Origin of the sequence: Shewanella colwelliana (genome assembly GCF_001735525.1) — a bacterium.
GTDB lineage: Bacteria > Pseudomonadota > Gammaproteobacteria > Enterobacterales > Shewanellaceae > Shewanella > Shewanella colwelliana.
The window spans coordinates 297,316-311,744 of sequence record NZ_MCBT01000046.1; the positions used below are offsets into that span (position 1 = coordinate 297,316).

Annotated in this window: 15 protein-coding genes; 13 read left to right on the plus strand and 2 right to left on the minus strand. The window is 45.2% G+C overall.

Features of this window, described 5'->3' with window-relative positions; all coding sequences use genetic code 11:
- Positions 1-134 precede the first annotated feature (134 nt).
- The 12 genes from rpoE to BEL05_RS16860 all read left to right on the plus strand — a co-directional run bounded on the left by rpoE (position 135) and on the right by BEL05_RS16860 (position 10,422).
- The gene (gene rpoE, locus BEL05_RS16805; protein ID WP_069671873.1) at positions 135-713 is read left to right on the plus strand and encodes an RNA polymerase sigma factor RpoE; all 579 of its coding nucleotides are present in this window, start codon (positions 135-137) and stop codon (positions 711-713) included.
- A gap of 39 nt (positions 714-752) precedes the next feature.
- The gene (locus tag BEL05_RS16810; RefSeq protein ID WP_069671874.1) at positions 753-1,355 is read left to right on the plus strand and encodes a sigma-E factor negative regulatory protein; all 603 of its coding nucleotides are present in this window, start codon (positions 753-755) and stop codon (positions 1,353-1,355) included.
- Between the two features lie 67 nt (positions 1,356-1,422).
- Positions 1,423-2,352 carry a MucB/RseB C-terminal domain-containing protein gene (locus tag BEL05_RS16815; RefSeq protein ID WP_028762741.1) on the plus strand — a complete coding sequence of 310 codons (930 nt, stop codon included), beginning with the start codon at positions 1,423-1,425 and terminating at the stop codon, positions 2,350-2,352.
- 7 nt (positions 2,353-2,359) lie between these two features.
- A complete protein-coding gene (locus tag BEL05_RS16820; RefSeq protein ID WP_069671875.1) occupies positions 2,360-2,827 on the plus strand; it encodes a SoxR reducing system RseC family protein in 468 nt (155 codons plus the stop codon).
- Positions 2,828-2,946: 119 nt separating this feature from the next.
- Positions 2,947-4,737, plus strand: coding sequence for a translation elongation factor 4 (lepA, locus tag BEL05_RS16825; RefSeq protein WP_069671876.1), 1,791 nt, complete (start codon positions 2,947-2,949; stop codon positions 4,735-4,737).
- Between the two features lie 147 nt (positions 4,738-4,884).
- Positions 4,885-5,802: a signal peptidase I gene (gene lepB, locus BEL05_RS16830; RefSeq protein WP_069671877.1), complete on the plus strand. Its 918-nt coding sequence runs from the start codon at positions 4,885-4,887 to the stop codon at positions 5,800-5,802.
- A 1-nt stretch (position 5,803) separates the two neighbouring features.
- The gene (rnc, locus tag BEL05_RS16835) at positions 5,804-6,481 is read left to right on the plus strand and encodes a ribonuclease III (RefSeq protein ID WP_028762745.1); all 678 of its coding nucleotides are present in this window, start codon (positions 5,804-5,806) and stop codon (positions 6,479-6,481) included.
- Complete coding sequence (gene era, locus BEL05_RS16840) at positions 6,478-7,473, plus strand: GTPase Era (protein WP_028762746.1); 996 nt, start codon at positions 6,478-6,480, stop codon at positions 7,471-7,473. The genes rnc and era overlap by 4 nt, the downstream gene beginning before the upstream one ends.
- A 109-nt stretch (positions 7,474-7,582) precedes the next feature.
- On the plus strand, positions 7,583-8,278 hold the full coding sequence (gene recO, locus BEL05_RS16845; protein ID WP_037428019.1) for a DNA repair protein RecO: 696 nt from the start codon (positions 7,583-7,585) through the stop codon (positions 8,276-8,278).
- Between the two features lie 90 nt (positions 8,279-8,368).
- On the plus strand, positions 8,369-9,106 hold the full coding sequence (pdxJ, locus tag BEL05_RS16850) for a pyridoxine 5'-phosphate synthase (protein ID WP_069671878.1): 738 nt from the start codon (positions 8,369-8,371) through the stop codon (positions 9,104-9,106).
- 47 nt (positions 9,107-9,153) lie between these two features.
- Positions 9,154-9,552 carry a holo-ACP synthase gene (acpS, locus tag BEL05_RS16855; RefSeq protein ID WP_069671879.1) on the plus strand — a complete coding sequence of 133 codons (399 nt, stop codon included), beginning with the start codon at positions 9,154-9,156 and terminating at the stop codon, positions 9,550-9,552.
- Between the two features lie 330 nt (positions 9,553-9,882).
- Positions 9,883-10,422, plus strand: a complete 540-nt coding sequence (locus tag BEL05_RS16860; protein WP_028762749.1) for an Mpo1 family 2-hydroxy fatty acid dioxygenase — start codon at positions 9,883-9,885, stop codon at positions 10,420-10,422.
- A gap of 80 nt (positions 10,423-10,502) precedes the next feature.
- On the opposite strand, the gene BEL05_RS16865 is transcribed toward BEL05_RS16860, so the two are convergent.
- Entirely contained in the window at positions 10,503-11,786 is a 1,284-nt protein-coding gene (locus tag BEL05_RS16865; RefSeq protein ID WP_028762750.1) for an HlyC/CorC family transporter, read from the minus strand.
- A gap of 127 nt (positions 11,787-11,913) precedes the next feature.
- Complete coding sequence (locus BEL05_RS16870; RefSeq protein ID WP_069671880.1) at positions 11,914-12,702, minus strand: cytochrome C assembly family protein; 789 nt, start codon at positions 12,700-12,702, stop codon at positions 11,914-11,916.
- Between the two features lie 290 nt (positions 12,703-12,992).
- Here BEL05_RS16870 and ffh point away from each other — a divergent pair, with 290 nt between their 5' ends.
- Positions 12,993-14,366 (plus strand): signal recognition particle protein, encoded by a 1,374-nt coding sequence (gene ffh, locus BEL05_RS16875; RefSeq protein ID WP_028762752.1) that lies wholly within the window; start codon positions 12,993-12,995, stop codon positions 14,364-14,366.
- Positions 14,367-14,429: the final 63 nt, after the last annotated feature.

The window sequence follows — 14,429 nt, forward strand, 5'->3', positions numbered from 1 at the left end:
GCGTGGCTTTAGAAAATAAATTCAATTAATGCCAATTTTTTTAGAACTTTTTCGATGTGGGCTAGTCTACATATGTGAATATGATTCGAGCGACTGAGAAATCAGCATTTTAGATTTAGGAGTAGTCGGCTCGGATGAGTGGACAGATAAGTGATCAACAACTAGTTGAACGTGTTCAACAAGGAGATAAAAACGCCTTTAACCTGCTGGTACAAAAATACCAGAGTAAAGTCATCAACCTGATATCACGTTATGTACGTAATCAGGCCGATGTGGCAGATGTGGCTCAAGAGGCGTTTATTAAAGCCTACCGCGCATTGCCTAATTTTAGAGGGGAAAGTGCTTTTTACACTTGGTTGTACCGAATTGCAGTCAATACTGCAAAAAATCATTTAGTGGCACAAGGCCGGCGAGCGCCAGCCAACGATGTCGATGCAGAAGAAGCCGAATATTATGATGGCAGTGATGCGCTTAAAGAGTTTGCCTCTCCAGAGCGTTTAATGCTGTCAGATGAAATTCAGAAAGTGGTTTTCAATACATTAGACAACTTGCCTGAAGAGTTAAAAATGGCAATCTCGCTGCGAGAGCTTGATGGCATGAGCTACGAAGAGATTGCTAATGTGATGGAGTGTCCTGTGGGTACCGTGAGATCGCGGATCTTTCGTGCTCGGGAAGCCATTGATAAGCAGCTACAGCCGTTGCTGGAGCGCTAAATAGTTTATATAAGTTCATTAAATTTGAATGGGTGATAAATGGATAAATTAGGTCAGGAGTGGGTATCCGCTGCCGTCGATGGCGAAGTCGACAAGCAGATGATGGCTGAATTAGCTGCCGATACGGATTCACATGAACAGTGGCGTGATTATCACATCATAGGTGATGCAATGCGTGGCGAACTGCCCAAGATGCTCGATCTCGACTTGAGTGCCAACATTGCTGCAGCTATTGAAAACGAACCTACGATTATCGCGCCAAAAGCTGCGCCGCAGACTGATGTCGCGACGAAGAAGTTAGCCAATGTGATTCCAATGTTTAAGCAGTTTGGGCAGTATGCCATCGCTGCAAGTGTTGCATTAGTCGCTGTCGTTGGTGTGCAAAATTATAATCAATCGCCAGAAATCGACGCGTCGCCTTTACCTGTATTAAATACGCGTCCATTGATTGGTAGCGCGTCGCCAGTCAGCTTGCAAACGGGGCCAGTGCAACAGAATCAAAGCTTCACTAACGATCAAATGATGGAGCAGCGTCATCGCATTAATACCTACATTCAAGATCATATGCTCCAACAAAGATTGAATAATAGTGACAAAATAGAGGACAATAGTGACTTAGTGCCGGTTCCGGTGAATCACTAGAAGCTATTACAATCCCTTGTGCTTGCTAAATTGCAGTACAAGGGGGTGCATTTTTTAAGGAGTTAGCTTGCGTCTTATCTGGTTGGCCCTGATTGTCCTTGCTCTGCCCAGCTCTGCTGAAGAGTTGTCTGCAAAAGCTTGGTTGGAAAATATGAGTCTGGCCCTAAAAGGGCAAGAGTTCAAAATGTCTTTGATCCAGCTGCAAGCGGATCACATTCGTCCCCTCGTTTATATCCACGGAAAAGTTGAACAACAGGAAGTTGCCTTCCTCGAACATCTAAATGGACCGCCAAAGAATGCTGTCAGAGTCGGTGATACCGTTACGTTTATTGAGCATGATCAGCCTGCGTATAGCGTACAAGCCAACCGAATTCAAGGTGTGTTACCGCCAGCATTTGCCGGTGATATTTCAGTATTAGAAGCAGGCTACCAGTTTGTATTAGGTGGAAGAAGCCGCCTTGCTGGGCGCCCTAGTCAACTTGTGCGTATTATCCCAAACGATGAAAATCGCTATGGCTATCAAGTGTGGCTTGATATGGATACTTATCTGCCATTGCGCTATGACATGCTTAATCTTGATAAACAGTTACTTGAGCAGATATTGGTTGTCGAGTTGATTGTGCTAGAAGAAGCCCCTGCTATTTTACACGAAGCCTATAAGCAAGATTGGCCTGCAATTATGGCGCAACCAACGCGCGAAAAAGGCGATAACTGGCAATTTAAATGGTTACCACAAGGGTTTAAAATACTAGTCAAAGATAATCATAGATTGATTGGCAGTCATGAATCGGTGGAATATATTGCGCTCAGTGACGGGCTAGCCAACATTTCTGTATATGTCGCTCGGGCGGGAGATACAGCCATGCCAGAAGAGTTGATGACCCGTAACGGCCTGTCTCTAGCGACCGAACGAGTTGGTAATGCAGAGGTGGTTGCTGTGGGTAAAGTGCCTGCAGAAACCTTAACCCGAATAGCTAAAAGCATTACCATAGAGTAAATACCTGATGATGGAAGAGGTGGCTAAGGTCATTGATTGCGACGCTGACGGTTGGGTTAGGGTCGAAGTTAAAGTTAAAAACGCATGTAATCATTGTGAGAACAATGAATCTTGTGGCACCTCTGCTGTGTCTAAGGCTTTTTCACCAAAAGTTCAGCAATTCTCTGTGCAAGCCCAAGGCGAGTACCATACTGGTGAGCTACTTAAGTTAGGATTACCTGAAAGCGTCATTCTTAAAGCGGCAGCGATCGTGTATCTGTTGCCACTGCTTGGACTCTTTGTGGGCGCGAGTGTGGCGCGTTTTGCTTTTCCTGTGTTAGACATTGCTACAGGAGATGGTTTGATTGTGCTTGCAGCCCTTCTTGGGGGCGTTAGTGCATGGTTGTTAGGACGGCGCTGGGCGCGTAAGTTAGAAACCAATAGCCAGCCCATCATTCTGGGACGTTTGGGACAGACGCTTTCCACATCAAATTAACCCTTAATTACTGCCAAATTTTTATCGCTAGGCATGATTCCAATTGGTATTAGTGGCCTGATCGGGTACAATTCGGCACTTTTAGATTATTTTCAACTTGAGTTTAGTCATTTCGCATAATGAAGCATATTAGAAACTTTTCGATTATTGCCCATATTGACCACGGCAAATCAACCCTATCTGACCGTCTTATCCAAGATTGCGGTGGCTTGTCTGACCGCGAAATGGCGGCGCAAGTTTTGGATTCTATGGATCTTGAACGTGAGCGTGGTATTACCATTAAAGCCCAGAGTGTCACACTCGATTACAAGGCGAACGATGGTGAGACTTATCAGCTTAATTTTATTGATACGCCTGGCCATGTGGATTTTTCCTATGAGGTGTCGCGTTCACTTGCGGCCTGTGAAGGCGCACTGTTAGTCGTGGATGCAGGACAAGGTGTAGAAGCCCAAACGTTAGCAAACTGTTATACCGCATTGGAAATGGATCTACACGTGGTGCCAATCTTGAATAAGATTGACCTACCGCAAGCTGATCCTGAGCGCGTAGCCGAAGAGATTGAAGATATCGTTGGGATTGAAGCCACCGATGCTGTGCGTTGCTCTGCTAAAACCGGTGTTGGGATTAACGAAGTCCTAGAGACAATTGTTGCACAAATTCCACCACCAGAGGGCGATCCAGAAGCGCCGCTGCAAGCGCTGATCATTGACTCTTGGTTTGACAGCTATCTGGGGGTTGTATCGCTGGTGCGCATTAAGAACGGTTCGCTGAAGAAAGGCGATAAGTTTAAAGTAATGTCGACTGGTCAAACTCACACCGCTGATCGTGTTGGCATTTTTACACCGAAACAAACCGATACTGGTGCATTGAACACTGGCGAAGTTGGTTTTGTTATTGCGGGTATTAAAGAGATCCACGGTGCGCCAGTGGGGGATACCTTAACCTTAGCCAAGCATGGTGCAGAAAAGCCGCTACCTGGTTTTAAAAAGGTTAAGCCGCAGGTTTATGCCGGTGTTTTCCCTATTTCAACTGATGACTATGAAAACTTCCGTGATGCACTCAATAAATTAAGCCTTAATGATGCATCGCTGTTTTTTGAGCCAGAAACATCATCAGCGCTTGGTTTTGGTTTCCGTATTGGTTACCTCGGTCTGCTGCACATGGAGATTATTCAAGAGCGTCTAGAGCGTGAATATAATCTTGACCTGATCACGACTGCGCCAACAGTGGTTTACGAAGTAGTGACCACCAAAGGTGACACTATCTACGTTGACAACCCGTCAGATCTGCCAGCACTGAATAATATCGAAGAGATGCGTGAGCCGATTGTTGAAACCAACATTTTGGTGCCTAAAGAGTATTTAGGTAACGTGATCACCCTTTGTGTTGAAAAGCGTGGTGTGCAAACGAATATGGTGTACCACGGTAATCAAGTGGCGATCACCTATGATATGCCAATGGCTGAAGTTGTGATGGATTTCTTCGATCGCCTAAAGTCAACCAGTCGGGGTTATGCGTCGCTTGAATATAACTTCAAGCGTTTTGAGCCTGCAGACATGGTACGTCTTGATGTGTTGATTAACGGTGACCGCGTCGATGCGTTAGCGATGATTTTGCATAAGACGAATGTGCGCTACCAAGGTCTTGCCTTGGTGAATAAGATGAAAGAGCTTATTCCACGCCAGATGTTCGATATCGCCATTCAGGCGGCTATCGGTAGCCAAATTATTGCCCGTTCTTCGGTTAAAGCGCTACGTAAAGACGTAACGGCTAAATGTTACGGCGGTGACGTATCGCGTAAGAAGAAACTGCTTAATAAGCAGAAAGAGGGTAAGAAACGCATGAAGCAGGTGGGTAACGTTGAAGTGCCACAAGAGGCCTTCCTTGCGGTGCTTAAGCTGAACGAATAGCAACTTTTGAGTTAATATTTGTTAATAGTGATTGATATGGAGCGCCGCGGTTTGCGGCGCTTTCGTTGTTAAAGTATAAATGAGTTATTCGTGCGTAAGATAACGAGTCTTATGCCAATATTCTTATTTTTCAGGAGTTAGTTAGCTATGGCAGCTTATTTTTCCCTTATTTTAGTCTTGGTGACCTTAGGCAGTGGGTTAATCTGGATGTTTGATGCTTTTGTGTTGGCGCCTAAACGTCAGCAAAAATTGGCAATTGCTCAAGCGGGACAAGCGGATATCAGTGAAGAGAGTGCTGAAAAAATTGTACGTGAGTCGGCGATTGTCGAAACGTCGCGTTCCATTTTTCCAGTGATCGCTTTTGTATTGATTTTACGCTCATTCATCTACGAGCCTTTCCAGATACCATCGGGCTCTATGATGCCGACACTGCTTGTTGGTGATTTTATTTTAGTTGAGAAGTTTACCTACGGATTGAAAGATCCGGTTTGGCGTAGTCAGCTTGTGGAAACGGGCAAGCCTGAACGCGGCGACGTAGCTGTGTTTAAATACCCAGAAAACCCAAAGATTGATTACATTAAGCGTGTGGTCGGTTTACCTGGCGATCGCATCGTTTATCGCAATAAAGATCTCTATATTCAAAAAGCGTGTCCGACGGGCGAAACTGATTGTCCTAAGCTTGTGAAGATTGAGCGTGTTGGCGTTAACCAAGGTGAGTTTAACCAAGATAATATCCCGCTTCTGCGTTACAAAGAGCAGTTAGGTGATGTGACTCATGACATCTTAATTAATCCCGGTCGTGGTGAGCCAACATCCTATTATTACCGTGAGAAAAATCTGTCAGTTGGTGAGTTTGTCGTGCCTCAAGGACAATATTTTGTCATGGGTGATAACCGTGATAACAGTACAGATTCTCGTTTTTGGGGCTTTGTACCTGAAGCGAATCTTGTTGGTAAAGCCGTGGCTATTTGGATTAGCTTCGAATTTGAGCGTAGTAAAGCCGATTTCTTGCCAACGTGGATCCCAACAGGCGTTCGTTTTAATCGTGTAGGCGGTATTGTGTAACATGGAACCGATTAAGAATTTTCCACGTTTGTGCAGAACTTTAGGCTATGAGTTCAATAATATTGCGCTATTGGAACAAGCATTAACCCACAGAAGTGCGGCCAGTAAGCACAATGAGCGGCTAGAATTTTTGGGTGATTCGATACTCTCTATTGTGGTGTCAGATGCCTTGTACCATCAGTTTCCAAAGGCAACTGAGGGCGATTTGAGTCGTATGCGTGCGACTTTAGTGTGCGGCAAGATGTTGGCTGAAATAGGCAAAGAGTTTAAGTTAGGTGATTACCTAAAATTAGGGCCTGGCGAATTAAAAAGTGGTGGTTTTCGCCGCGAATCGATTTTGGCCGATGCAGTGGAAGCCATTATTGGTGCTATCTATCTCGACTCAGATATCGAAGTTTGCCGTGCGTTAGTATTAAACTGGTATAAGAGTCGTTTGGCGACGATTGAACCCGTTAACCAAAAAGATCCCAAAACCCTGCTGCAGGAACAACTTCAGGGCTTTAAAAAACCGCTACCTGTATACAAGGTTGTTAATATCAGTGGCGAAGCCCATGCGCAAACTTTTACCGTTGAGTGTAAAGTTGAGCAACTTAAAGATGCAGTGATTGGTATTGCCAATTCACGCAGAAAAGCGGAACAGATTGCCGCAGCAGAAGTGTTGGAGCGTATTAAACGATGAGTAACAAACCAGAGCAACCGCAAGGCAGTAACGAGCCAAGTTTAGATGAACTATTGGCGCGTATGAATAGCGGTGCCAGTGGTAGTCAATATGATGTGACCTACTGTGGCATGGTTGCTATCGTGGGACGACCCAATGTCGGTAAGTCGACATTACTGAATAAGTTGCTGGGGCAGAAGATCTCCATTACCTCTAAGAAACCACAGACAACACGCCATCGCATTATGGGGATCCATACCGTTGGGCCACGTCAGGTGGTGTTTATTGACACGCCGGGTCTGCACATCGAAGAGAAACGCGCCATCAACCGTTTGATGAACCGTGCGGCGGCAAGCTCGTTGGCTGAAGTGAGCCTAGTGGTCTTTGTGGTCGACGGCCTCAACTGGACTGCTGATGATGAGATGGTGCTGAAAAAGTTACAGAGTCGCGACGATGGCCGCAAAACCGTGCTGGCCATCAACAAAGTGGATAACATCAAAGATAAAGAAGCGCTATTTCCGCATCTGCAGGAACTTTCGGCCAAATTTGAGTTTGATGAGATTTTACCGATTTCGGCAACCCAAGGGACCAACGTACAGCGCATTATGGATATGGCCATTGAGTCTGTGCCTGAGTCACCGCATTACTTCCCAGAAGATTACGTGACTGACCGCTCGCAAAAGTTCATGGCGTCTGAAATTGTCCGTGAAAAACTGATGCGCTTTTTAGGGGACGAACTGCCCTATGACGCAACCGTTGAGATTGAACAGTTTAAGATGATGGAAAATGGCGTCTATCAGATTAATGCCTTAATCTTGGTTGAGCGAGAAACCCAAAAGCGGATGGTGATCGGTAACAAAGGTGAACGTATTCGTACTATTGCCACCCAAGCACGTCTTGATATGGAGGTCTTGTTTGATAATAAGGTGTTCTTAGAGGTGTGGGTCAAAGTGAAATCTGGTTGGGCTGATGATGAGCGTGCACTACGGTCATTGGGTTATGGCGAAGAATAACGTCAAAATAACTCATTAATCAAAGGCTGAGATGGTGGATTGCAACAAAGGTTGTGATTGATTATCTTGGCCTTTATTGTTTTTACCGTTCATTATGAGAGTTGGGTTAATGCTGCGAGGCTATGTACTACATACTCGTCCTTATAAAGAGTCTAGCGTGCTCGTTAATTTATTGGTCGATGGTCAAGGCCGAATTGATTGTGTTGCACGTGTCGGCAATGGAAAAACATCGATTAAGAGCATTTTACAACCCTTCCAACCATTACTGTTTCAGCTGTCGGGCCGAAGCACCCTGAAAAACCTCTATCAAGTGGAAGCCGCAAGCCCACCTGTGCCGTTAATTGGCGATGTAAGTTTTGCTGGGTTTTATCTCAATGAACTGCTGGTGCGTTGTTTAAGTGTGGAACATGGTGGCGAACAGTTTTTCTTTGTTTACCATAAAACCTTAATGGCAATGGCAGCAGGCTTTAGCCAAGCACAATTACGCTATTTTGAGGTGGAGTTACTTAAAGAGTTAGGGGTTATGCCGTCGCTGAATAGTGACATAGAGCAGGCGCCGATAGTGGCAGACTTTTACTACCGTATTCTTTCAGAAGAGGGCTTTAGCACGGCTCTCGGGCCAAAAACTAACCATTATAGCGGTGAGATGTTATTGGCGCTGGAAACAGGTTGCCTACAAGAGGTCCATTTTAAACAGGCCAAGTTACTGATGCGGCAATTGCTGTCTATCATATTGGGCGACAAACCTCTTAAATCGCGCGCGTTATTTAACAAGGGCGTTAAGAAATCCTCGTATCATACGTAATTTGCGTCGAACCTAAGCAGTTTCAACTGGTTTTTCCCTTTGGCGTAAGTACAATAAGCGCAAACAACCCTACAAACTAAAGGACACTCCATGAGCCGTATTCATTTGGGCGTTAACATTGATCATATCGCAACCTTACGTCAGGCCCGTGGCACAAACTATCCAGACCCTGTGCACGCTGCTGCGGTAGCCGAACACGCGGGCGCTGAAGGGATCACGGTTCACCTTAGAGAAGATAGACGTCATATCATAGATCGTGATATCTATCTGCTTGCTAAAACTCTAAAAACCCGCATGAACTTCGAGATGGCAGTAACTGAAGAGATGTTGGATATTGCGTGTGACGTTAAGCCAACTTATGTCTGCCTTGTGCCAGAAAAGCGCGAAGAATTGACTACCGAAGGCGGCTTAGATGTCGCAGGCCAAATAGACAAAATTCGCACTGCAGTAACACGTTTAACTGCACACGGTATTAAAGTGTCACTGTTTATCGATGCTGATCCGACGCAGATCGATGCTACCGTCGCCGTTGGTGCTCCAGTGATTGAGTTACATACCGGTTGCTATGCAGATGCTGAAACCGATGAGGCTCAAACGTTGGAGTTGGCGCGTATCACCAAAATGGCCACCTATGCGCACGGTAAGGGGCTAGTGGTTAATGCAGGTCATGGACTTCACTACCACAACGTTAAGCCGATAGCAGCGATTCCTGAGCTGTATGAGCTCAATATTGGCCATGCCATTATCGCCCGCGCTGCCATTGATGGTTTAGACACTGCTGTGCGTGATATGAAGCAGCTGATGATAGCGGGACGTAATGGCGAGTAGTTTGAGCGGTACGTTGTTTACATTCTAAGGCATTTACAGGAGCGGTTATGATTGTTGGTTTAGGTACTGATATTGTTGAAATTGAACGTATCGAGCAGAGAGTACCTAAGGCTGGCGATCATGCTGCGCTTGCACAGTGCCGCTTGGCTAAGCGAGTACTCACTGAATCTGAGTTGATGATTTTCGTTAATGCCGCCCAACCTGCTCGCTATTTAGCCAAGCGTTTTGCTGCTAAAGAGGCAGCTGCTAAGGCGCTAGGCACAGGTATTGGCCGTGGCGTTTCTTTTCAGCATATTGAGGTCTGTAATGATACTAACGGTGCGCCTTTAGTGAATTTCACTGCTGGTGCGGCCGAGCGGTTAGCCTTGTTAGGTGGTATTAAGGGGCATCTGTCGATTGCAGACGAGAAGCACTATGCCACAGCGACGGTGATAATTGAGTCTTAACAACAAGTCGGTTAACTTGCCAATAATCACTTTTTAAAAAAAATATCTGCTTCTCCCTCAAAACTTTGCCCATCTTCTTACGACCATTCTTGTCTGCGCAATACCACTTACCTTCAAGTACATGCTAGCAGTGCTATGTGAAAAGTTGCAGAGCCCTAACGTTTTGCTCTAGAAAAGCGATGTGTAATGCTTTAGGTTAGGCTAAATGATGCCGCTGTCACATCTCACTGCAGTTGAAGGTGTCTGTATAGGACTCAGCTGTTGGCGCTATAGCTAGTAGAGATACAACTGGTTGATGTAATAAAAATAATAAAATGATGGAGCATATTGATGAAATCCGCTGTAGAGCAGTTATCCACTTATAAAAGTGTTCACCTTAATCCAACCAATATAAAGACCCATTTTGTGGGGATTCCACTGATTATTTGGTCTGCATTTGTGATGCTAAACACTATCCCAATTAGTTTTTTAAAGTTAGACGATCCAACCTTAGTGCTTAATGTTGCAGGTGTATTTGCCATCGGCGTGTTGATCTATTACGCCAAATTGCACCTTAAGCTGGCGGTGGGTTTGGCATTGTTTATTTTACCCGTACTGTACACCTCATATTTAGTGTCACAAATGGAGCCTGCATGGTTGATTGCAGTGAGTGTGTTTGTCATTGGGTGGGTTTTTCAATTAATTGGTCATAAGTACGAAAAGGCTAAACCTGCTTTTGTGGATGATTTAAACCAGTTATTGATTGGTCCGTTCTTTTTAATGGCAGAACTCTATTTTATGCTGGGATTAGAGAAGGGACTGGATAAGACGATAACACCGCTAGCAATCACTAAGCGAAGGGCAATAGAAGCCAGCAAAAAATCGGCTTAATAAAATGGATATCATAAAAAAGGCGCTCATTGAGCGCCTTTTTTATAGGAAGGAATTAAGCATCATAGGTTGGTTTAGCGCTAACGTTTACTCGCTTTCGGCGCTTTGTAGTGTTGTGGCAACACTCTAACTGACTTAACCATATTCTCACCCACTTCAACGACTTCTAACGGATAACCATATAGTCGCATTGAGGTGTTAGATTCTGGGATCTCTTCTAAGTACTCTAATATCAATCCATTAAGGGTCTTTGGACCATCAATGGGAAAATACCAATCCATCTCTTTATTGAGATCGCGAATATTGATAGTCGCGTCAATAACAAAACTCCCATCGGGTTGTTTAGTTATATCTTCACTTGGGGTGGTAACCATAGAGGTAGTGAAGTCTCCGACAATCTCTTCGAGGATATCCTCTAATGTAACTAACCCTTGAATATCGCCATACTCATCAACCACTAAACCGATACGCTCTTTGTTTTGCTGAAAGTTTGCGAGCTGTACGTTTAGTGGGGTGCCTTCTGGCACAAAATAGATCTCTTTTACCGCCCGTAGTAGGGAGGACTTGCTGAACTGCTCTTTCGATTGCAGTCGCAGTGCGTCACGCAGATGCACAAAGCCGACCGCATCATCAATGTTATCTCGGTATAACAACACCCGTGTATGAGGGCTTTGGATCACTTGTTTGTTAATGCTCTTAAAGTCATCATTAATATTGATGGCATAGAGTTCTGAGCGGGGGATCATAATATCTTCGACCGTTACTTTCTCCAGGTCCATGATGGAGAGTAGCATCTCTTGGTGTCGCCTCGGGATAAGTGCACCAGCTTCATGCACAACCGTTCTCAACTCTTCTTGGCTTAATGCATCATCTTCTTTTACCGAGCGAATACCCAGAATATGCAAAAAGGTAGAGGTGATTAAATTTACTACTTTTACCAATGGTGACAATACCGTGAGCAGCACTTTAAGCAAGACACTCGAGGGAAAAGCTATCTGCTCAGGGTGCAGCGCCGCAACGGTTTTTGGGGTCACTTCGGCAAAGACTAGAACCACAAGGGTTAATACGCCTGTGGCGATTGCCACCCCAACATCACCAAAAAGACGAATACCAATAATGGTGGCAATGGCTGAGGCGAGAATGTTGACCAAGTTATTGCCAATTAAGATGAGGCCAATCAGTCTGTCGGGTCTATCAAGCAGTTTAATTGCGCGTTTGGCGCCCTTGTGACCATTATTGGCAAGGTGGCGAAGCCGATAGCGGTTGAGTGACATCATGGCCGTTTCAGAGCCAGAAAAGTAGGCTGAGATAATGATCAGGATGAAGAGGATGATAAAGAGTACGCTGGTGGATATCGCGTCCAAAAAGTGGCCCCGCTATGGCGTTGGTAGATAGAATAAAACTGCAAAGGGTAGTAATTACAGCGATTTTTGAGCAGTGTCAAGTGAACCTAGGTTTGATAAGGGCTCAAACCTAGGTAGAGTATGATATTTAGCTGAGGATGAGCTCTTTTACAATTCGAGCGCCAAAATAGGCCAAGCTGAGTAATGTCGCACCAGTGAGCGTATAGATGACGGCTGTGCGGATACGGCAACCAACCCAGTATTGTTGTGCAAGCATAGCGATATAGGTGAACCAAGCTGCGATAGAAAGCAGTGCTTTATGGCCCTTGCCTTCAGCGAACATGTCATCAAGGAAGATAAAGCCGGTTGCTAAGGAGAGGCTAAGTAATACCACACCTATAATCACTAAATGATAAAGTTGTTTCTCAACTGTCATTAAGGGAGGAATAGCAGGGCTCAACATTAACTGTTTTTTCTTTAACTTGCTCTGGATCATCGCTAACTGTATGGCGTATAAAGCTGCAATCATCAGGGCACTGTAGGCCATCAGTGATAACACCACATGAGCGAGTACTTCCGGATAGAGCTCAAAGTGAGTAATAAACTCAGGTGGTAGCAGCCACAGCAGGGCGACAGAGATAACCGAGCAGGCATAGACAACTGGCACCACAACGATCACTTTTAACCTAAACATTAAAATGGTGAAGGTAAACGCGATGATCCAGTTAACCATAGAGATGACATTGGTTAGACTAAAGTTTTGACCATCTCCGGTAAATATGGCCTGAGATAGCGCTGCCGCATGTAATACAACGGCCACCGCAGCAAAGCCAGCAACAGCTTTACGGTTTGGCCCATCGGCATGAAATAGACGGCTGACGACCAAAACAAGGGCGATACTATAAAAAAATATGGCTGAAGCCGAAAAAATGACCATCGAAAATTAACCTATCGTTATGTTAGCTTTCTTTGCAATACTGCCCACATCTTTGGGTCAGTATGTTCCTAAGTTAATAGTTAGAATAACACGATGAGTGTGTTATTGGGCAGAGGCTTTACACACAAAAATTAGCACTTTCTGAGCGTTACTCCTAAGTTTTGAACATTTATCTATCATAAAAGCTAAACATCGAGAGCGATAACTTGGTCTGTGCGGTAGCATAATATCTGGGCATCGCTATAATACTGCCCCAATCATGTAAATTCTAAACGGTAAAGAACGCGATAATGTTTGAGAACCTAACCGACAGATTATCACGCACGCTGAAGAACATCAGTGGCCGTGGTCGCTTAACTGAAGACAATATTAAAGAAACGTTACGCGAAGTGCGCATGGCGCTGCTTGAAGCCGATGTTGCTTTGCCTGTAGTTCGTGCCTTCGTTAACAGTGTAAAAGAGCGCGCAGTTGGCCAAGAGGTTTCAAAAAGCCTCAGCCCCGGCCAAGCCTTTATTAAGATAGTACAAAGCGAGTTGGAAAACGCCATGGGCGAAGCCAACGAAGCGCTAAATCTATCGGCTCAGCCGCCAGCGGTTATTATGATGGCGGGTTTGCAAGGTGCGGGTAAAACCACGAGTGTCGCCAAACTATCAAAGTTTTTGCGTGAGCGTGAAAAGAAATCCGTTCTTGTGGTCAGTGCCGACGTTTATCGTCCAGCGGCAATCAAGCAGCTTGAAACCTTAGCGACAGAAGTTGAGGTGGAGTTCTTTCCATCTGATGTCAGTCAAAAGCCAATCGACATTGTTAATGCTGCACTCGCGCATGCTAAATTAAAATTCATTGATGTGGTCATTGTCGATACCGCGGGTCGTCTGCACGTTGATGAAAGCATGATGGACGAGATTAAAGCCCTTCATGCCGCAGTGAAACCGATTGAGACCCTATTCGTGGTTGACGCCATGACAGGTCAAGATGCGGCAAATACGGCTAAAGCGTTTAATGAAGCTCTCCCTCTAACCGGTGTTGTGCTGACCAAAGTCGACGGTGATGCGCGTGGTGGTGCGGCATTATCCATTCGTCATATCACGGGGAAACCAATTAAATTCTTGGGGGTTGGTGAGAAAACCGATGCGTTAGAAGCATTCCACCCCGATCGAGTAGCGTCTCGCATTCTTGGTATGGGCGATGTGTTATCGCTGATTGAAGAAGTTGAGCGCGGGGTAGATAAAGACAAGGCGATGAAACTAGCTTCTAAAGTGAAGCAGGGTGGTAGCTTTGATCTGGAAGATTTCCGTGAGCAGCTGCAACAGATGAAAAACATGGGTGGCATGATGAACATGATTGAAAAGCTACCAGGTGTTGGACAATTGCCGCCAGAGGCTCTCGCTCAGGTTCAAGATGGTAAGATGACAGGTCAGATGGAAGCCATTATCAACTCCATGACGGCTGCTGAGCGTAAGCGTCCAGATATCATCAAAGGTTCTCGTAAGCGCCGTATTGCCATGGGGTCAGGTACCCAGATCCAAGATGTAAACCGTTTATTGAAACAGTTTACTCAGATGCAAAAAATGATGAAGAAGATGTCGGCGAAAGGCGGCATGAAAAAAATGATGCGCGGCATGAGTGGCATGTTGCCCCCAGGCATGAAAATGCCTGGCCGTTAATACATCTTATTTTTAAAGAGTTAACTAAGCCCGTGAAGTGGTTCCCCCCCTTCATGGGCTTTC